Origin of the sequence: Nocardioides yefusunii (assembly GCF_004014875.1) — a bacterium.
Lineage (GTDB): Bacteria > Actinomycetota > Actinomycetes > Propionibacteriales > Nocardioidaceae > Nocardioides > Nocardioides yefusunii.
Window position 1 is genome coordinate 1,727,697 of the sequence record NZ_CP034929.1, and the last position, 17,791, is coordinate 1,745,487.

Annotated in this window: 14 protein-coding genes and 1 tRNA gene; 6 read left to right on the forward strand and 9 right to left on the reverse strand. The window is 69.6% G+C overall.

Annotation, left to right across the window (positions count from 1 at the left end; all coding sequences use genetic code 11):
• Positions 1-10: 10 nt before the first annotated feature.
• Positions 11-949: a LysR family transcriptional regulator gene (locus tag EOV43_RS07855; RefSeq protein WP_128220788.1), complete on the reverse strand. Its 939-nt coding sequence runs from the start codon at positions 947-949 to the stop codon at positions 11-13.
• A 70-nt stretch (positions 950-1,019) separates the two neighbouring features.
• Between EOV43_RS07855 and EOV43_RS07860 the strand changes: the two genes are divergently transcribed.
• Positions 1,020-2,063: a YeiH family protein gene (locus EOV43_RS07860; RefSeq protein WP_164878757.1), complete on the forward strand. Its 1,044-nt coding sequence runs from the start codon at positions 1,020-1,022 to the stop codon at positions 2,061-2,063.
• 83 nt (positions 2,064-2,146) lie between these two features.
• On the opposite strand, the gene metH is transcribed toward EOV43_RS07860, so the two are convergent.
• On the reverse strand, positions 2,147-5,887 hold the full coding sequence (gene metH, locus EOV43_RS07865) for a methionine synthase (protein ID WP_128220792.1): 3,741 nt from the start codon (positions 5,885-5,887) through the stop codon (positions 2,147-2,149).
• Between the two features lie 144 nt (positions 5,888-6,031).
• Here metH and EOV43_RS07870 point away from each other — a divergent pair, with 144 nt between their 5' ends.
• On the forward strand, positions 6,032-6,874 hold the full coding sequence (locus EOV43_RS07870; protein ID WP_338323512.1) for a PAC2 family protein: 843 nt from the start codon (positions 6,032-6,034) through the stop codon (positions 6,872-6,874).
• Positions 6,875-6,983: 109 nt separating this feature from the next.
• On the opposite strand, the gene mshC is transcribed toward EOV43_RS07870, so the two are convergent.
• Genes mshC through EOV43_RS07890 form a run of 4 tightly spaced genes read right to left on the reverse strand, consistent with a single transcriptional unit; the run spans position 6,984 to position 10,530 of the window.
• The gene (gene mshC / locus EOV43_RS07875) at positions 6,984-8,219 is read right to left on the reverse strand and encodes a cysteine--1-D-myo-inosityl 2-amino-2-deoxy-alpha-D-glucopyranoside ligase (protein WP_128220796.1); all 1,236 of its coding nucleotides are present in this window, start codon (positions 8,217-8,219) and stop codon (positions 6,984-6,986) included.
• 14 nt (positions 8,220-8,233) lie between these two features.
• Positions 8,234-9,067 carry an SCO1664 family protein gene (locus EOV43_RS07880; RefSeq protein WP_239022023.1) on the reverse strand — a complete coding sequence of 278 codons (834 nt, stop codon included), beginning with the start codon at positions 9,065-9,067 and terminating at the stop codon, positions 8,234-8,236.
• Between the two features lie 14 nt (positions 9,068-9,081).
• A complete protein-coding gene (locus EOV43_RS07885) occupies positions 9,082-9,765 on the reverse strand; it encodes a DUF3090 domain-containing protein (protein WP_128220798.1) in 684 nt (227 codons plus the stop codon).
• Between the two features lie 9 nt (positions 9,766-9,774).
• Complete coding sequence (locus tag EOV43_RS07890; protein ID WP_128220800.1) at positions 9,775-10,530, reverse strand: MSMEG_4193 family putative phosphomutase; 756 nt, start codon at positions 10,528-10,530, stop codon at positions 9,775-9,777.
• Between the two features lie 56 nt (positions 10,531-10,586).
• On the opposite strand from EOV43_RS07890, the gene EOV43_RS07895 reads away from it, so the two are divergent.
• The gene (locus EOV43_RS07895) at positions 10,587-11,645 is read left to right on the forward strand and encodes a CorA family divalent cation transporter (protein ID WP_128220802.1); all 1,059 of its coding nucleotides are present in this window, start codon (positions 10,587-10,589) and stop codon (positions 11,643-11,645) included.
• Positions 11,646-11,741: 96 nt separating this feature from the next.
• Here EOV43_RS07895 and EOV43_RS07900 read toward each other — a convergent pair whose 3' ends face one another.
• A complete protein-coding gene (locus EOV43_RS07900) occupies positions 11,742-12,662 on the reverse strand; it encodes an undecaprenyl-diphosphate phosphatase (RefSeq protein WP_128220804.1) in 921 nt (306 codons plus the stop codon).
• Positions 12,663-12,763: 101 nt separating this feature from the next.
• Here EOV43_RS07900 and EOV43_RS07905 point away from each other — a divergent pair, with 101 nt between their 5' ends.
• Both EOV43_RS07905 and EOV43_RS07910 read left to right on the forward strand, forming a co-directional pair.
• Positions 12,764-13,723 carry an aldo/keto reductase gene (locus EOV43_RS07905; RefSeq protein ID WP_128220806.1) on the forward strand — a complete coding sequence of 320 codons (960 nt, stop codon included), beginning with the start codon at positions 12,764-12,766 and terminating at the stop codon, positions 13,721-13,723.
• 40 nt (positions 13,724-13,763) lie between these two features.
• A complete protein-coding gene (locus EOV43_RS07910) occupies positions 13,764-14,000 on the forward strand; it encodes a DUF5703 family protein (RefSeq protein ID WP_128220807.1) in 237 nt (78 codons plus the stop codon).
• A gap of 21 nt (positions 14,001-14,021) precedes the next feature.
• Here EOV43_RS07910 and EOV43_RS07915 read toward each other — a convergent pair whose 3' ends face one another.
• Entirely contained in the window at positions 14,022-15,374 is a 1,353-nt protein-coding gene (locus EOV43_RS07915) for a M20/M25/M40 family metallo-hydrolase (protein WP_128220808.1), read from the reverse strand.
• A 108-nt stretch (positions 15,375-15,482) separates the two neighbouring features.
• Between EOV43_RS07915 and EOV43_RS07920 the strand changes: the two genes are divergently transcribed.
• Positions 15,483-15,568: transfer RNA gene (locus EOV43_RS07920), tRNA-Leu, on the forward strand.
• Positions 15,569-15,681: 113 nt separating this feature from the next.
• Here EOV43_RS07920 and EOV43_RS07925 read toward each other — a convergent pair.
• Positions 15,682-17,634, reverse strand: coding sequence for a hypothetical protein (locus EOV43_RS07925; protein WP_128220809.1), 1,953 nt, complete (start codon positions 17,632-17,634; stop codon positions 15,682-15,684).
• Positions 17,635-17,791 lie beyond the last annotated feature (157 nt).

Consider the following 17,791-nt stretch of genomic DNA (forward strand, 5'->3'; position numbering starts at 1 on the left):
CCCCCGCTCCTCACGACTCACGTCTGACGGCCGCGGCGATGCCCACCAGGGTGTCGACGTGGCCGTGGTGGCGTCTGCCGGGGCGCAGAACGGCGTGCACGGGACGGGTGAGGTCGAGATCGGTGAACACCTCACGCACCGTCCCTGCCTCCACTGCTGCCTGCACCGCACGACGTGACACGACCCCGGGTCCCAGGCCCGCCACCACCGCCCCCAGCAGAGCGGCCGTCGAGCCCGCCTCGAGAGCGCACGCAGGCTCTCCGCCCACCGCGTCCTCGAACGTGCGCCTGGTCCCGCTTCCGGGTTCGCGCAGCACCCAGCGACGGGACAGGACGTCGGCACCGGACAGCGGCGTGGCCCGATCTGCCCACGGATCCTCGGGGGACACCACGACACAGAGTTCGTCGGTGTCGACGCGACGCACCAGCAGGTCCCGCGCGACCACGGTGGACTCGACGAACCCCACGTCGGCTGCGCCGGAGCGCACCAACTCCTCGACTCCAGCACTGTTGACGACGAGCATCCGCGGACGCAGGTCCGGCACCCGGGCGTTGAGACGTCCCAGCCAGCGCGGCAGCAGGAACTCCGCGACCGTCAGGCTGGCGGCCACCCGCAAGGTGGCCTCACGATCACTCCGCAAGGACGCGACTCCCGTGGTCAGGATCTGTACCTCGTCCAGCACACGGCGGGACCACGCCACCACCGTGCGTCCCTCGGAGGTGAGACGGGACCCGCGAGGAGACCGCTCCAGGAGACGGAGACGCCACCGGGCCTCGGCCTCGCGGATCCTCGCGCTCGCTGCCGGTTGGCTGATCCCCCGGGCGCGAGCTCCTGCACCGATGCTGCCCTGCACGTCGATCGCCACCAGCAGGGCGAGCGTCTCGAGGTCGGGCAGCGCTTCGGGCGTGATCGGCGCTGTCGTCATCGCCGCTGGGTCCATGTCGGTCATCACCGTTGACTATGACCCGCCCCGGTTCTGGCGTCTACTGCCGGTGCTGTTCCGGGACGAGGCTCGAAGCATGAGCACCTCACTCCTCCCCAGCACCGACACCCCCACTCACAGCCGTGCCGCTCGGCTGCTCGACGGCGCCCACCACGCAGGCGTCCCGTTTCTCGTGGCCGTGGCGTCGTGGGCGGTGTGCCGCAGCATTCCTGCCGCCAGCCCCCTGGTCCTGGCGCTGCTCGTCGGAGCCGTCGTGGTGAACCTGCCCGCGGGCTCCGAGCGACGTGTGGACGCATGGATGCCGAGCACGAAGTTCTTGCTCTGGCTCGGTGTCGCCGGTCTCGGTCTGGGCCTGGGGCTCGGCGAGATCGTCTCGATCGGTGTGTTCGGGATTGCGGTCGTGGTCGTGACGGTGGCCTCGACGTTCCTGCTCACCCGCTGGATCGGCACCCGGATGGGCGTCGAACCCGAAGCGGTGCAGTTGGTCGCCTCTGGGTTCTCCGTCTGCGGCGCCGCCGCGATCGCTGCCGTCGAGGGAGCCGTCCGTCCCCGCAGCAACCAGCTGGCCCTGGCGCTGGCACTCGTGACCCTCCACGGCACCGTGCTGATGTTCGCGCTGCCCCTCGCCGGCGACGCGTTCGGCTTCAGCGACCGCACCACCGCGATCTGGGCGGGCGCGAGCCTGCACGAGGTCGCCCAGGTCGCTGCCGCCGCCTCCCTGATCGGTCCCGCCGCTGTCGCTGTGGCGATGAGCGTGAAGCTGGGTCGCGTGCTGATGCTGGTCCCCGTGCACCGGGCCGTCTCCCGGGCCGTCTCCCGGGCCGTGGCACCGGACACGGACCAGCCCTCCCGACGCGGCGCCGGTGTCCCCTGGTTCCTCACCCTCTTCGTGGTCGCCGTCCTGGTCCGTTCCACCGGAATGTTGCCCGACGCCGTCCTGAGCACCACCGCAGTACTGACCCAGTGGTGCCTGGGTGCAGGGATGTTCGGCATGGGCCTCGGCATCGTGCTGCGTCAGCTGTGGCCCCTGCCCGGGCGGGTGCTGGTGCTCTCCTGCATCGCCACCGTCTGCGTCACCGCCGTGCCCGTGCTGATGCTCGGCCTGCACGGTGACTGGTGAGCCACGGGCGAGGCAACAACGCCCCGGATCCTGCACGTCGGTGCAGGATCCGGGGCGTTCATGCCGGGTGTGAGCCTCTCGGCTCAGTCCTCGGGGTCGTAGCCCAGGTTGGGCGAGAGCCAGCGCTCGGTCTCGGCCAGGCTCCACCCCTTGCGGTCGGCGTAGTCGGCGATCTGGTCGCGACCCAGACGTCCCACCGGGAAGTAGCGCGACTCGGGGTGCGAGAAGTACCAGCCCGACACCGCGGCACCGGGCCACATCGCCATCGACTCGGTCAGGGTGATGCCGGTGTTGGCCTCGACGTCGAGGAGCTCCCACAGGGTCTGCTTCTCGGTGTGGTCAGGGCAGGCCGGGTAGCCCGGTGCCGGGCGGATGCCGGTGTACTTCTCACCGATCAGGTCCTCGTTGCTGAGCTGCTCGCCCGCGGCGTGACCCCAGAACTCAGTGCGCACCCGCTGGTGCAACCGCTCGGCGAACGCCTCCGCGAGGCGATCGGCCAGCGACTCCAACAGGATCGCGGAGTAGTCGTCGAGCTCGGCCTTGAACGCCGCGACCCGCTCGGCGCTGCCGTGGCCGGCGGTGACGGCGAACGCACCGACGTGGTCGGCCAGACCGGACTCGACCGGCGCGACGTAGTCGGCCAGCGAGCGGTTCGGGACCTCGTGACGGTGTTCGCCCTGCTGACGCAGGTGGTGCAGCGTGGTGAGCACCTCGGTACGGGTCTCGTCGGTGTAGATGACGGTGTCGTCGCCGGTCGAGTTGGCCGGGAAGAGACCGATGACGGCGTCCGCGGTGAGCCACTTCTCCGCCACGATGCGGTCGAGCATCTCCTGGGCGTCGTCGTACAGCTTGCGGGCGGCCTCGCCGGTGGCGGGATTGTTGAGAATGTCGGGGAAGCGCCCCTTCATCTCCCAGGAGTTGAAGAACGGCACCCAGTCGATGAACTCGCGCAGCTCACCGAGGTCGTAGTCACGCAGCACCGTGACGCCCGGCTTGTTCGGCGCCGGCGGCACGTACCCCTCCCAGACGATCGGAGTGGCGTTGGCGCGGGCGGCGTCCAGCGTCAGCATCGGTCGCTCGGACTTGCCGGCGTGACGGGCCCGCAGGGCGTCGTAGTCGGCCTTGACGCCGGCCATCAGGCCGGGACGCTGGGCGTCGCTGAGCAGTGCGGCGGCCACCGGGACCGAACGCGAGGCGTCCTTGACCCAGACGACGGGGCCGTCGTACTTCTGGTCGATCTTGACCGCGGTGTGGGCGCGCGACGTGGTCGCGCCGCCGATCATGAGCGGGATCTCGAAGCCCTGGCGCTGCATCTCCGAGGCCATCGTGACCATCTCGTCGAGCGAGGGGGTGATGAGACCGGACAGGCCGATGATGTCGGCGTTGACCTCGCGGGCGGTGTCGAGGATCTTCTGGGCCGGGACCATGACGCCGAGGTCGATGACCTCGTAGTTGTTGCACTGCAGCACCACGCCGACGATGTTCTTGCCGATGTCGTGGACGTCGCCCTTCACGGTCGCCATCACGATGGTGCCGTTGGTGTCGGCGCCGGCCAGCGACGGATCGGCGGCCTTCTCCTTCTCGATGAAGGGGATCAGGTAGGCGACGGCCTTCTTCATCACACGGGCTGACTTCACCACCTGGGGCAGGAACATCTTGCCGGCACCGAAGAGGTCACCGACGACGTTCATGCCGGCCATCAGCGGGCCTTCGATGACCTCGATCGGTCGACCGCCGCGCGCAGCGATCTCGGCACGCAGTTCCTCGGTGTCGGCCTCGACGTGGGCGTCGATGCCCTTCACCAGGGCGTGCGTGATCCGCTCGCCGACAGGGAGGGTGCGCCACTCGTCGACGGACTCGTCCACCTCGCCCTTGGCGCGGTTGTACTCCTCGGCGATCTCCAACAGGCGCTCGGCGGCGTCGGGCCGACGGTTGAGGACGACGTCCTCGATCCGGTCCCGGAGCTTCTCGTCGACCTCGTCGTAGACCACCAGCGCACCGGCGTTGACGATTCCCATCGTGAGGCCGGCGTTGATCGCGTGGTAGAGGAAGACGGCGTGGATCGCCTCGCGCACCGGGTTGTTGCCACGGAACGAGAACGAGACGTTGGAGATGCCGCCCGAGATCAGGGCACCGGGGAGGTTCTCCTTGATCCAACGGGTGCCCTCGATGAAGTCGAGGCCGTAGGAGGCGTGCTCCTCGATGCCGGTCGCGACCGCGAAGACGTTGGGGTCGAAGATGATGTCCTCGGCCGGGAAACCGACCTCGTCGACCAGGATCCGGTAGGCGCGCTCGCAGATCTGCTTGCGACGCTCCAGGCTGTCGGCCTGGCCGTCCTCGTCGAAGGCCATGACCACGATCGCGGCGCCGTAGCGGCGGCACAGGCGGGCGTGCTCACGGAAGGCGTCCTCGCCCTCCTTCATCGAGATCGAGTTGACGATCGGCTTGCCCTGGACGCACTTGAGGCCGGCCTCGATGACCTCCCACTTGGAGGAGTCCACCATCAGCGGGACGCGAGAGATGTCGGGCTCAGCCGCGATCAGCTTCAGGAAGCGGTCCATCGCGGCGACGCCGTCGATCATGCCCTCGTCCATGTTGACGTCGATCACCTGCGCACCGTTCTCGACCTGCTGCAGCGCGACCGAGAGGGCGGTGTCGTAGTCGCCGTCCTTGATCAGCTTGCGGAAGCGGGCCGAGCCGGTGATGTTGGTGCGCTCGCCGACATTGACGAAGAGGCTCTCGCCGGTGATGTTGAACGGCTCCAGGCCCGAGAGGCGCATCGCGCCGGAGACCTCCGGGACCACGCGCGGGGTCTTGCCCGCGACGGCGGCGGCGATCGCGGCGATGTGGGCCGGGGTGGTGCCGCAGCAACCACCGACGAGGTTCACCAGACCCGAGGCGGCGAACTCCTCGATCACGGCAGCGGTCTGTGCCGGGGTCTCGTCGTACTCACCGAAGGCGTTGGGGAGACCGGCGTTGGGGTAGGCGGAGACGAAGGTGTCCGCGATCCGGCTGAGCTCGGCGACGTAGGGACGCATCTCGGCAGCACCGAGGGCGCAGTTGAGGCCGATCAGCAGCGGCTTGGCGTGACGGATCGAGTTCCAGAACGCTTCGGTCGTCTGTCCCGAGAGGGTGCGACCCGAGGCGTCGGTGATGGTGCCGGAGATGATGACGGGCCAGCGGCGGCCCATCTCCTCGAAGAGTGCGTCGACGGCGAAGATCGCGGCCTTGGCGTTGAGGGTGTCGAAGATCGTCTCGATGATCAGCAGGTCCGCGCCGCCGTCGAGCAGACCGCGCGCGGCGGTGTCGTAGGCGGCGACCAGCTGATCGAAGGAGATGTTGCGGGCCGCGGGGTCGTTGACGTCCGGGGAGATCGATGCGGTGCGGGTGGTGGGACCGATGGCACCCGCGACGTAGCGCGGACGCGAAGGGTCGAGCGCCTCGATCCGGTCGCACTCGGCGCGGGCCAGCTCTGCGGAGGTGCGGTTGACCTCGTAGGCAAGGTCAGCCATGTCGTAGTCGCCCAGCGAGATCGAGTTCGCGTTGAACGTGTTGGTCTCGATGATGTCGGCGCCGGCCTCGAGGTACTCCCGGTGGATGCCGGCAATGATGTGCGGCTGCGTGATCGAGAGCAGGTCGTTGTTGCCCTGCACGTCGCAGTGCCAGTCGGCGAAGCGTTCGCCGCGGTAGCCGGCCTCGTCGGGGCGGTCGCGCTGGATGGCCGTGCCCATCGCACCGTCGATCACCATGATCCGCTCGCGCAGTGACGCAGTGAGCGCATCGGTGCAGTCGGGACGGTGCAGGGGTGCGTTTGCAGTGGGCACGGGGCTCCTCGCCAGATGGGACCGGACTTCTGCCCGATCGCACCACGGTAAGTTCCGTTGTCCGATTGTTGGACAGACATCCCGAATCGTGACACTCGCGGCGTTGGGGTCTGAAATCGTGAACGGTCCTAGGCTTGTGGGGTGATGGACGTCGACGCACCCACAGAACTCATCGACCCCGTGGTCCTGATGGCCTTCGACGGCTGGAACGACGCCGGTGACTCGGCCAGCGGCCTCATGGCTCACCTGCACGAGGCATGGGATGTCGAGGTGGTTGCCGAGATCGATCCCGAGTCCTACTACGACTTCCAGGTGAACCGTCCTGTGGTCACCACCGAGGACGGCGTCCGCACCCTGTCGTGGCCCAGCGCCCGGATCGCGGTGGCCTCGCCGCCCGAGCTCGGACGTCACGTCATCCTGGTCAGCGGCACCGAGCCCAACATGCGCTGGCGCAGCTTCGTGACCGAGATCCTGCAGGCCTGCGAGGACCTGGGCGCCCAGATCGTCGTCACCCTCGGCGCACTGCTTGCCGACACCCCGCACACGCGCCCGGTCCCGGTGACGTCGAGCGCGATGGGCAAGGGCATCCAGGAGCGGCTCGGGCTGGAACAGCCCAACTACGAGGGCCCGACCGGCATCCTCGGCGTCGTCCAGGACGCCTGCCAACAGCTCGACCTCCCGTGCGTGTCGTTCTGGGCGGCGGTCCCGCACTACGTGTCCCAGCCGCCGTGCCCCAAGGCCAGCCTGGCTCTGCTGGGTAAGGTGGAGGACCTCCTCGGCCGCCCGCTCCCCCTGGGCGAACTGCCCGAGGAGGCACGCGCCTGGGAACGCGGAGTCAACCAGTTGGCCGCCGAGGACCCCGAGATCGCCGATTACGTGCGCGAACTCGAGGAGAGCCGTGATGCAGCCGACCTACCGGAAGCCTCCGGGGACGCGATCGCACGCGAGTTCGAGCGCTACCTGCGGCGCCGCGACGACCAGGACTGACCTTCCCCCAGAACCGGGGAGAAGACGAAGGGGCCGACACCTCACGGTGTCGGCCCCTTCGTCATGTCCGTCCCCTGAGCGCCCCGCGGACACTCAGGGGATGCTCACCTCAGAGGGAGAGGCCCAGGCTGGCGTCGAGGAGACGGTGGATCACGTGGGCGGCGTCCGGGTCGGAGGCGTCCGCGAGGCCGGCGGTGCCGAGGGTTTCGTTGACCCACTCGTCGACGATCCTGATCGCGGCGGGCGCGTCCAGGTCGTCGGCCATCGCAGCCAGGACGGCGTCGACGACGGGAGCGGCCGGCGCCCCGGCGCCCAGGGAGAGTGCACGACGCCAGCGCTCAAGCGTGTCCACGGCGCCGAAGAGGTCGGCGTCCTGCCACTCCCAGTCGCTGCGGTAGTGGTGGTTGAGGAGGACGAAGCGGATCGCCATCGGGTCCACGTCGCTGTTGCGCAGCTGGGAGACGAAGACGAGGTTGCCCTTGGACTTCGACATCTTCTCGCCGTCGTAGGCCACCATGCCGGCGTGGGCGTAGGCCTCGGCGAACGGCTTGCCCGAAGCGACGGCCGCGGTGGAGGCGCACATCTCGTGGTGCGGGAAGACGAGGTCGGACCCTCCGGCCTGGACGTCGAAGGAGTCACCCAGGTGCTGCTGCGCGATCGCGGTGCACTCGATGTGCCAGCCGGGACGTCCCTTGCCGAACGGGCTCTCCCACGACGGCTCACCCGGACGCTCGGCCAGCCACACGATCGAGTCGAACGGGTTCTCCTTGCCAGGACGCTCCGGGTCGCCACCGCGCTCGGCGAAGATGGCCAGCATCTCGTCGTGGGAGTAGTGCGACACCTGGCCGTAGGCAGGGTCGGCCGCAGCACGGAAGTAGAGGTCGCCCTCCAGTTCGTAGACCGCGCCCTTGGCCTGCAGACCCTCGATGTAGGAGATCACCAGCGGGATCGACTCGACGGCACCGATGTAGTGAGCCGGGGGCAGCACGCGCAGGGCGAGCATGTCCTGACGGAACAGCTCGGTCTCACGCTCGGCCAGTTCGACCCAGTCGACGTTGACCTTGGTCGCGCGCTCCAGGAGCGGGTCGTCGACGTCGGTGACGTTCTGGACGTAGGTGACGTCGTGACCGGCGGCGCGCCAGGCGCGGTTCAGCAGGTCGAAGGCGACGTAGGTCGCCGCGTGGCCCATGTGGGTGGCGTCGTACGGCGTGATGCCGCAGACGTAGAGGCGCGCGGGGCCCTCGGGGAGGGGGGTGACCCGGCGACCGGTGGCCGTGTCGTGGATCGAGACCTCGGGACCGGAGACCGGCAGGACGGGAACATCCGGAGCAGACCAAGCGCGCATGACGCGAAGCCTACCTAGAACGCAGGCCAAGGAATCGATGGCCACCTCGGATCGGGCAACGGGAAGGTGCCGGAGGCCACCAACGCCGCCGCGCGGGCGAGAGTTGCGTCACGTTCCTCGGGTGAGAGCAGGGCGGCGAGGCGGTGCCCCAACGCCTCGGGCGCGTCGGAGGCAAGCTCCTGGACCAACGCACCGAGTCCGGCGACTTCGACCTCGTCGAGCGGCTGACCGGTCCATCCCCACAGCACCGTGCGGAGCTTGGGTTCGACGTGGAAGGTGAGGCCGTGGTCGATCCCGCGCACGAGCCCGGCACCGCCGTCGGGGGCGACGAGCACGTGGCCGCCCTTGCGGTCGGAGTTGTTGAGGACGACGTCGAGCAGGGCCAGGCGTCGCAGGTCGGATCGGTCGGCGTGGACGACCGTCACCTCCTCGCCGTCCTCGTCCTCGCCGCTGAGCACCGCGATCCAATGCTCACCCAGCGACGCCGCCTGCACGGTCGGGACGAGGTCGACGACGGGCTCGTCCTGCTCCTCGACCCAGACCTGGAACGAACCGGGGCCGTGCGGCCCCTCGGCCAGCACCGTGTGCGGGACGAGGTCCCAGCCCGCGTCATGACGGGTCAGAGCCTGGGCCACCAGCCAAGCGCAGTGCTCGCGGGCCGCCAAGGTGCCGTCGGGGAAGTCCCAGAGCGGTCGCTCGCCCGCGATCGGCTTGTGGATCGCCCGCACCCCTGCGACCTCCACGAGGAAAGTCGCGTTGGAGGAGTCGGCCAGACGCCCCAGCACCACCACGTCCGAGGGCGCGAACTCCTCGGGCAGGCGGCGCGAACGGACCGAGTCAGAACTCACGACGGTGTCAGGGTTCACGACAGTCGGCGACGGAACCCGTTGGCCCGGACACAGAGGTGCCCCGAGGGATCCATCGCTTCGTTGCAGAACGGGCAGGTGGGCCGGCCGGCCTCCACGACGCGCTGCGCCCGGGCGGCGAACGCACGGGCCTGCCCCGCGGGCATCCGCACCAACATCATCTCCTCGTACTCCTCCTCCCCGAGCACGTCGGAGAGGGCGTCGGCCAGGGAGCTGGCGAGGTCCTCGTCCATCTCGGGGTCGTCGTCGAGGAAGTCGTGGGTGGCCAGCGCCTCCGGGGCGGGCTCGCTGGCGACGTCCTCGTCCTGGATCTCCACGAAGGCAGGACCGCCGTCGACGGGGAAGATCTCCAGCACGGCCTCGGAGGTCTCCTCGTCCCACGACAACGTCATGGTGCCGACCCGGAACTCCTCCACGATCGGCTGCTCCAGCGGGCTGGAGTCAACCAGGTGCTGGGGCGCGACGGCAGGCACCGTGCTGCGGTACTGCGGGAGCGTGAGCAGGTCGTCCAACATCTGCTCGATCCGTTCGGCGAGGGCGAGAACCTGCTGCTTCTCCAGAGCCACCGAGGTGACCCGGGCTCCGGTGCGGGCCTGCAGGAAGAAGGTCCGCTGGCCGGGCTGGCCGACGGTTCCGACGACGAAGCGTTCCGGGGGGACGTATGCGTGCACGACTGGCATGGGTCGAGCCTAGGCCGCACTGCCGCCGGTGGGTGCGCCCGCTCCCCCACCGATCACGGCGTCGTCGCTCGCCGTGGTCCCACCATGGGGAGCGACGTGAGGGGTGTCGTCGGGGCTCGGTGGCGGGGTGAGCCACCCGAGGTCCCCGGCGGCGCTGTTCATGGTCACCACGTACGGGCGCGCCGCCGAGTACCGGACCACGCTGACGGAGGCGGGGTCCACCATGACGCGCTGGAACAGGTCGAGGTGCATCCCGAGCGCATCGGCCAGCACCGCCTTGAGCGGGTCGCCGTGGCTGGCGAGCAGCCAGACCGCCCCCGGCCCGTGCTCGGCCTCGATCCGGGCGTCGTGCTCGCGCACAGCGCGGACGACGCGGTGGCTCATCTCTCCCATCGACTCCCCTCCTGGGAAGGTGACGCGAGAGGGCTGGGCCTGGACGACGCTCCACAGCGGTTCCTTGGCGAGTTCGGCGATGGTGCGTCCCTGCCACTCGCCGTAGTCGCACTCCAGGACGGCCGGGTCGTGGACGAGGGAGGGCCGGAGGTCGTCGGGCACCTGCGACAGCGCGGCGGTGGCAGTGGCCACGCAGCGCTCGAGGGGGCTGGTGACGGCTGCGGCGAAGCGGACGTCGGTGAGTCGGGCGCCGAGCGCGGCGACCTGCGCCTCACCGTGGTCGTCAAGGAGGACGCCCGGCGTGCGCCCCGCCAGGACGCCGGAGGTGTTGGCCGTCGAACGGCCGTGTCGGACGAGCACCACGGTTGCCATGACGAGAGCGTAGTTCTCTCCTGTCGGGGACGGGGCAGGACGGCTAGCCTCGGCCCATGGAGGTGCACGAACGACTCTTCGTCGACGGACAGCCGGCCGACGTCACGACCCGGCCCGAGGACGACGCTCCGGGCACGTCACGGGTGCACTGGACGTGGATCGTGGGTCCTTCGGAGGCTGATCGCGACGACCTGCTGCCGGTGCTGTTCGAGCGGGCCGGGGTGGAGCCGGCTGCGACCCGTCGGCTGTTGCGGGCCACACCGGGCGGGACACGTCGGCCTTCACTGCGTCGCCACGGTGAGACGGTGGCGCTGTCGTTGCGGCTCCTCGACTACGACGACCCCACCGACGCGGTGGAGTCGGGCGAGGAATGGGTGATCGTGCGGGGCGCCCAGGTGGTCTCGGTGACCCGTGCCCCCGAGGGGGCGGAACTGCCTCACCCCGGTGACGCGTTGGTGGCGCACCGGCACGGTGAGTCACCCTTCGGGGTGGGGTCGTGCCTGGCGGACCCTGAGGATCCCGACTCACAGGCGTGCACCTGTGTGGTCCGCACACCGGTGGACGTCGTGCACGAGGTGTTGTTGCGCTGCGTCGACGACTACGAGCGGGTCGCGGGGCAGTTGCAGGAGGACGTCGACGAGGTCGAGCTCTCGGTCTTCTCCCCCAGCCGGACCGGGGACGCGGAACGGATCTACACCCTCAAGCGGGAGGTCGCGGAGGCCCGTCGGGCGGTGGCTCCGCTGGTGGGGGTCCTGGAGCACGACGTACGCCAGGACCCGACGCTGCAGGTCTGGTGGGAGCACGCGGGGGCACTGGACGTGGTCGAACGACTGCACCGGGTGAGCGAGAACGTCGACGTGCTGGACGAACTGCTCTCCTCCATCCTCGACGCGCACGTCGCCCGGGTCTCGGTGCAGCAGAACGAGGACATGCGTCGCATCTCCGCGGGCGCCGCACTGGTGGTGGTGCCGACGTTCCTGGCGGGCGTGTGGGGCATGAACTTCGACGGGATGCCGGAGTTGCACTGGGCCCTGGGCTACCCGATGGCGTTGGGCGCGATGGTGCTCAGCGTCTCCGGCATGTGGGTGGCGTTCCGTCGGATCGGGTGGTTCTGAGGCTCACCCTGTCGGCGCCCGGAACGGCAGCAGGGGCCGACCATGACGGTCGACCCCTGCGCAGGAGGTACCGGAGGGTACGAGGTGGAGCGGGCGTCAGGCGGCGAGGACGCCGGTCCCGAGCAGCACCATCACGACCAGTCCGAGCGCGATCCGGTAGATCACGAACGGGGTGTACGACTTGGTGGAGACGTAACGCAGCAGCCAGGCGATCGCGGCATAGCCGACGACGAACGAGATCACGGTCGCCAGGGCGGTCGGACCCCAGCCGTAGGGGTTGTCACCGGCACCGATGTCGGGCAGCGTGAAGATGCCGGCGCCGACCACGGCGGGGATGGCCAGCAGGAATGCGAACCGGGTGGCTGCAGCGCGCTCGAGGCCGAGGAAGAGACCCATCGAGATCGTCGCGCCGGAGCGGGAGACGCCGGGGATCAGCGCCATCGCCTGGGCCAGACCCATCGCGAGGGCGTCCTTGCGGGTCAGTTCACTGACCGGGCGGGCGTTGCGACCGATCCGGTCGGCAATGCCGAGCACCACGCCCATGACGACCAGCATCGTGGCCACGATCCAGAGGTTGCGGAGGTCCTCCTCGATGAGGTCCTTGAAGAAGATGCCCAGCAGGACGATCGGGATCGAGCCGAAGATGATGTACCAGCCCATGCGGACCTCGAGGGTCTTGTTCATCGTGCTGCTCTCGCGGGCCAGACCGGAGTCGGCCCGCACCGTGCCGATGTTCCACCGGCGAGCCACACGGTTGTTGAGACGCACCGCGATCAGCATCAGCCCGGTCACGGCGGCCCGCACCCAGTTGGTGGCGATGTTCCAGATGTCCTTGCGGAAGTAGATGAGCACCGCGAGCTCGGTGCCGATCTGCACCACCGCGGTGAAGGCCGCGCCCGGGTCCTCCCACCCGAAGAGCTCAGGGAAGATGCGCAGGTGCGCACTGGAAGAGATCGGGAGGAACTCGGTCAACCCCTGGAGGGTTCCGAGGACCACGGCCTTGAACATGTCCCACATGGGGCCCAACACTAGGGCTCGACGCCTGCGTCACGCCCGCGGGTGCACCCTGACGGCGAGCCGGGGTGGGTTCGCCCACGCCGGGTGGTTAACGTGACGCCATGCAGCAGCGCTCCGTCGGTCGTACCGGTCTCTTCGTCTCCCGCCTCGGTCTGGGCACCATGACCTGGGGTCGTGAGACCGACGAGCACGAGGCCAGGGACCAGTTCCGGCGTTACGTGGAGGCCGGCGGAAACTTCGTCGACACCGCCGCGAGCTACGGCGACGGGCTCTCGGAGGAACTCCTGGGCTCCCTCATCGGTGACGTGGTGCGCCGTGAGGACGTCGTCATCGCGACCAAGGGCGGCGTGGGACGTCGTGGCCACCAGCGAGTGCCGTCGGCCTCGCGCGGGACGCTGCTCGACGACCTGGACGCCTCGCTGCGTCGCCTCAAGGTCGACCACGTCGACCTGTGGCAGGTGCACGTGTGGTCCGACGAGACCCCGATCGAGGAGACGCTCGCGACCCTCGACTTCGCCGTCCAGACCGGCCGGGCCCGCTACGTCGGCATCTCGAACTACTCCGGTTGGCAGACCGCCCAGGCCGCCACGTGGCAGCGCGCCGTGCCCGGCCGTGTCCAGTTGGCCAGCACCCAGGTGGAGTACTCGCTGCTGCAGCGTTCCGTGGAGGACGAGGTCATCCCGGCTGCTCGCGCCACCGGTCTGGGTGTCCTGCCGTGGTCGCCGCTGGGCCGCGGTGTCCTGACCGGCAAGTACCGCACCGGTCTGCCGTCGGACTCGCGCGCGGCGTCCGACACCTATGCAGCGTTCGTCCACCCCTACCTCGACGAGCGAGGACGGGGCATCGTCGAGGCCGTCACCAAGGCGGCCGAGGGTCTGGGCTGGAGCCCGCTCCAGGTCGCCCTCGTGTGGGTCCGGGACCGTCTCGGTGTCACCGCACCCATCGTGGGTGCGCGTACTGCGTCGCAGATCTCGCCCGCCCTGGCCTGTGAGGACCTGGCGTTGCCGCCGGAGCTGATCGCGGCCCTGGACGACGTCTCCGCCGAGGTCCCGCGCCTCTGATCCACCCGTTCGTCCGCACTGCCTGCGTCAGGAGAGTCCTGTGGCCCGTATCCCTGCCCTCGACGTCATCAAGGCCCGTCAGCGTGCGAACGCCGCCGAGTGGGAGTATCGCTCGCTGCGCTACGAACGCGACCTGTCCCGCAGCGCAGTGACACGGCTCCTGGTGGAGCAGGCCGAACTGGGTGGCTGGGAGTTGTCCCGTACCCGGATCGCTCCTGACGGGACCCGCAGCGTGCTGCTGCGCCGCAAGGTGATCCGGGTCGTGCGCACCGCCTGATCACGCCTCTCCTGAGACGGCTCAGGCCTCATCGAGGAACCGGTCGAAGACCCGCGCACCGAAACGGAGCGCGTCGAGCGGGACTCGCTCGTCGACACCGTGGAACAACGAACCGAAGTCGAGGTCGGCGGGCAGACGCAGCGGCGCGAAGCCGTAGGTCTGCATCCCGAGCTTGCCGAAGTGCTTGCCGTCGGTGCCGGCGCTGAGCAGGAACGGCGCGACGTGCGCATCGGGGTCCTCGGCGAGGATGGAGCGACTGATCGCCCCCATCAGGTCCGAATCGGTCGGTGACTCCCACGGACGCTGGTGGCTGACGAACTCGCGCTCGACGCCGGGGCCGAGCAGGCTGTCCAGAGTGGCGAAGAACTCGTCCTCGTAGCCGGGCAGGAAGCGGCCGTCGAGGTGTGCGGTGGCCTCCGACGGAATGACGTTGACCTTGTAGCCGGCCCCGAGCATGGTCGGGTTGACGGTGTTGCGCAGCACGGCAGCGAGCATCTGCGCCGACGACTCGAACTCGCTGACCAGGGCCTCGGCGTTCTCCGGGGTGGGTGCGACGCCTGCGATCTCACCGACGGTGGCGAGCAGCACCTCCATCGCCGGGGTAAGGCGGACGGGCCACTGGTGGGCTCCCACCCTGGCGACCGCCCCGGCGAGCCGGGTGACGGCGTTGTCGGCGTTCTCCATCGAGCCGTGTCCGGCGGTGCCGCGGGCGGTGAGCTTCATCCACGCCATGCCGCGTTCGGCGGCCTCGATCAGGTAGATCCGCTGGCCGCGGACGGTCGTGGTGAAGCCGCCGACCTCACCGACCGCCTCGGTGCACCCCTCGAACAGCTCGGGACGCTGGGCGACGAGGAGTTCGCCACCGAAGTGACCACCGGCCTCCTCGTCCGCGGTGAAGCAGAGGACAACGGGACGCTCGGGCAACGCACCGGTGCGGGCACGCTCACGGACGACGGAGAGCGCCATCGCGTCGAAGTCCTTCATGTCGACCGCTCCACGACCCCAGAGGTAGCCGTCGGCGATCTCGCCAGCGAACGGATCGTAAGTCCAGTCCGAGGCCTGCGCAGGGACGACGTCGAGGTGGCCGTGGACCAGGAGAGCGTCCTCGCGTCCACCGGGACGCCCACCGAAACGAGCCACGACGTTGGCGCGCCCCGGAGCGAGCTCGACGATCTCGGGGGTGATGCCGACCTCGTCGAGCAGCGCAGCGACGTGTTCAGCCGTTCCGCGTTCTCCGGGGCCACTTCCGTCGCCGTAGTTGGAGGAGTCGATACGGATCAGGTCACGGGCGAGGTCCACGACCTCACGTCCGGGGTCGCGGGAGAAAAATCCTTCGCCGGTGCCGTTCGTGGAGGTCAGAGCATCGTCAGCCATGCCATCCATCCTCCGCCCTGGTCCCTTCTGGCACCACAAGGGACCCCCCGTTTTCCCAAGTCCGCGTCCCGTTGCTAATGTTCTCTTTGTCAGCACGACAGACACCCAGTCCGGGTGGCGGAATAGGCAGACGCGCTAGCTTGAGGTGCTAGTGCCCGTATTAGGGCGTGGGGGTTCAAGTCCCCCCTCGGACACAGATAAAGATCCGGTTCCTGGAAACAGGAACCGGATCTTTCTGCATTTCAGGGTCCCTCCCCTTTCCCCTCCCCGCTTCGATCCGCGAGGAGGAGAAAGGGGAATGAGTCCGTCAGTGAGGGGGACGCTCGTCGTGCACGCCGACGTGGCACAGCTCGACGAGTCCGCCAGGCAGGATCCAGTAGTGGATCCGACGCGCGGCCGCGGTCCCGGCCTGCAACGAGGCGCGCCACAGCGCAGCGCCATCGGCGCGGGTGACGTACGGACTACCGCCGGACTCGGACTCGCGGTAGCGATGCACCTCACGACTCGGCAGGGACGGCGCGAGCCCGCAGACGATCTCCACCGTCACCGAGAGCACCTTGTCACGATACGACGCGCCGAGGCGCTCGACGCTGGCCAGGAACTGCTCACCGATCCGGAAGTCACCCAACGGCACCGACGCCTGCTCAGCCACCGGAATCCGACGCGCCCACGCACCGAGCACCGCATGCCTGAACCCGAATTCAGGATCGGCGAAGACCGCAGGCGCGTCCGCGGCACGCTCGGCGACCGCCTTGCGGAGCTGGGACCGCTGGTCGCGCAGTTGTTCGTTCAATGACTCCACGCGCGTTTCCAGCCGGGCGCGTTCTCGTTCGAGGAGGGCGAACTCCTGCAGCAGGGCGGCGAACTCAGCGGCTCCTGCGCCACCACCGCTCTTCCCCACTCGCGTCGGCGGCTTCAGGCCGGCCGGCGGGAGACGCACCGCGCCGGCGGGTGACGTGCTGTGCACCGGCTGCGGCGTCGCGGTAGGCCGCGGCGTCGCTGGCTTCGGGACACCAGGGCTCGGGAAACCAGGGCTCGGCGCAGCAGACTTGGAGGCGGCAGTCTTGGGGGCGGCAGCCGGCGTCATCACCACCGGCGTGGCCGTGAGCGGCACGGGCCGACGCCCCACCAGAGCGGCGGGCGTGGCGGCCACCGGGACAGCCGGGGGTTCACCGGTCTCGCGCTCCGCACGACGAACAGTGTCGAGCTCCCGCTTCGACGGAGTCGTCGCGGATCGCGGGATTCCGGGCACCCCCGGACGCTTGCGCGGCGGCGCCGGAACGGCCGGACGGGGCATCACAGCGCCAGGCGCGGCCGCGGGCACCGAAGCCGCGCCCTGTTCGGGCGCGCGCTCGACGAGCCACGCCGGCCCGCCCGGGAGGAGAGCTGCTGCGCGCACCGGTTCTTCGACAGGGACGTCGACCAGACGCACGGCCCAGGCAGGAGGTCGCGTCACGACCACGGCACGCACCACGTCACCGGGGCTGTAGAGCGTCACCAGAGCTGCGTTCCCCCGGGCGGCGTCAGCGCCCTCCACCCGGACCTCCACGTCGGGGTGCAGTCGGACCACGAGATGGTCCTGCTCCACCCGCGCCACCTCGACGAGCACCACCCGACCGACCTTGTACGCCTTGAGGAACTGCGACGCGGGGCGCAGGGAGTCGTGGACATCGAGCCATCGACTGGCCGGGTCATGCAGTCCGGTGACCTGCTGCCCCTCGGAGACGAGTCGTTCCAGCGGAATGCCGGGCACCGTGAGAGCAGGGGTGATGCTGGCGAAACCGCCGGCGTCGAGGCGGACCAGAGCACGGTTGGCGACCGCTCCCTTGACCACCCCGGTCACCCGACGACGTCCGGCGGCGATCCGGCCGCTGCGCCAGTTGGCGCGGGCCACCATCGCGAGGGCGTCGTCGACCAGAACGGCGGTGGCCACGGCGTCCGCGGGGACGGCAGGGAACCGGAGCGGGAAGCGCGTGGGGTCGTCGAGCCAGGCGCGCCCCGGCGGGTAGACCCGTCCTGCGCCACCGAGCACCTGCGCTGCCTCGGGGATACGCGCACAGAACGCCCAGACCGCCTCACCGGTGGCCAGCAGGTGCACGTCGGCATCCCCACCGAGCGAGGTGAGGATCTCCTCGACGTCGAACCACGGCTGCGCCTCACCGGGCGGCGCGGTCAGGACCACCACCACCCGGGTACGTCCTGCGTCGGTCACGTTCCTGGCCAGGTCTTCGGCGGCCGCCGCGGTCGTCACAGTGTTCACGCGCCCCACGCTAGATCGCCACGCGGTGAAGACCGCAGGAACCGCTCGCACCACGCCGAGAACGTGCTCGTTTCCGCTACTCCCAGCAGCCGAAAACCCCCCGATTCTTCACTTCTGCCAGCCATGGGTAATGTTCTCTTTGTCAGCACGACAGACA

Coding starts and splice junctions, on each gene's coding strand:
- EOV43_RS07860 (WP_164878757.1), top strand. CDS start 1,020: ATGAGCACCTCACTCCTCCCCAGCACCGACACCCCCACTCACAGCCGT.
- EOV43_RS07895 (WP_128220802.1), top strand. CDS start 10,587: ATGGAGGTGCACGAACGACTCTTCGTCGACGGACAGCCGGCCGACGTC.
- mshC (WP_128220796.1), bottom strand. CDS start 8,219: ATGCGCGCTTGGTCTGCTCCGGATGTTCCCGTCCTGCCGGTCTCCGGT.
- EOV43_RS07905 (WP_128220806.1), top strand. CDS start 12,764: ATGCAGCAGCGCTCCGTCGGTCGTACCGGTCTCTTCGTCTCCCGCCTC.
- EOV43_RS07890 (WP_128220800.1), bottom strand. CDS start 10,530: ATGGCAACCGTGGTGCTCGTCCGACACGGCCGTTCGACGGCCAACACC.
- EOV43_RS07855 (WP_128220788.1), bottom strand. CDS start 949: ATGACCGACATGGACCCAGCGGCGATGACGACAGCGCCGATCACGCCC.
- EOV43_RS07915 (WP_128220808.1), bottom strand. CDS start 15,374: ATGGCTGACGATGCTCTGACCTCCACGAACGGCACCGGCGAAGGATTT.
- EOV43_RS07870 (WP_338323512.1), top strand. CDS start 6,032: ATGGACGTCGACGCACCCACAGAACTCATCGACCCCGTGGTCCTGATG.
- EOV43_RS07900 (WP_128220804.1), bottom strand. CDS start 12,662: ATGTGGGACATGTTCAAGGCCGTGGTCCTCGGAACCCTCCAGGGGTTG.
- EOV43_RS07885 (WP_128220798.1), bottom strand. CDS start 9,765: ATGCCAGTCGTGCACGCATACGTCCCCCCGGAACGCTTCGTCGTCGGA.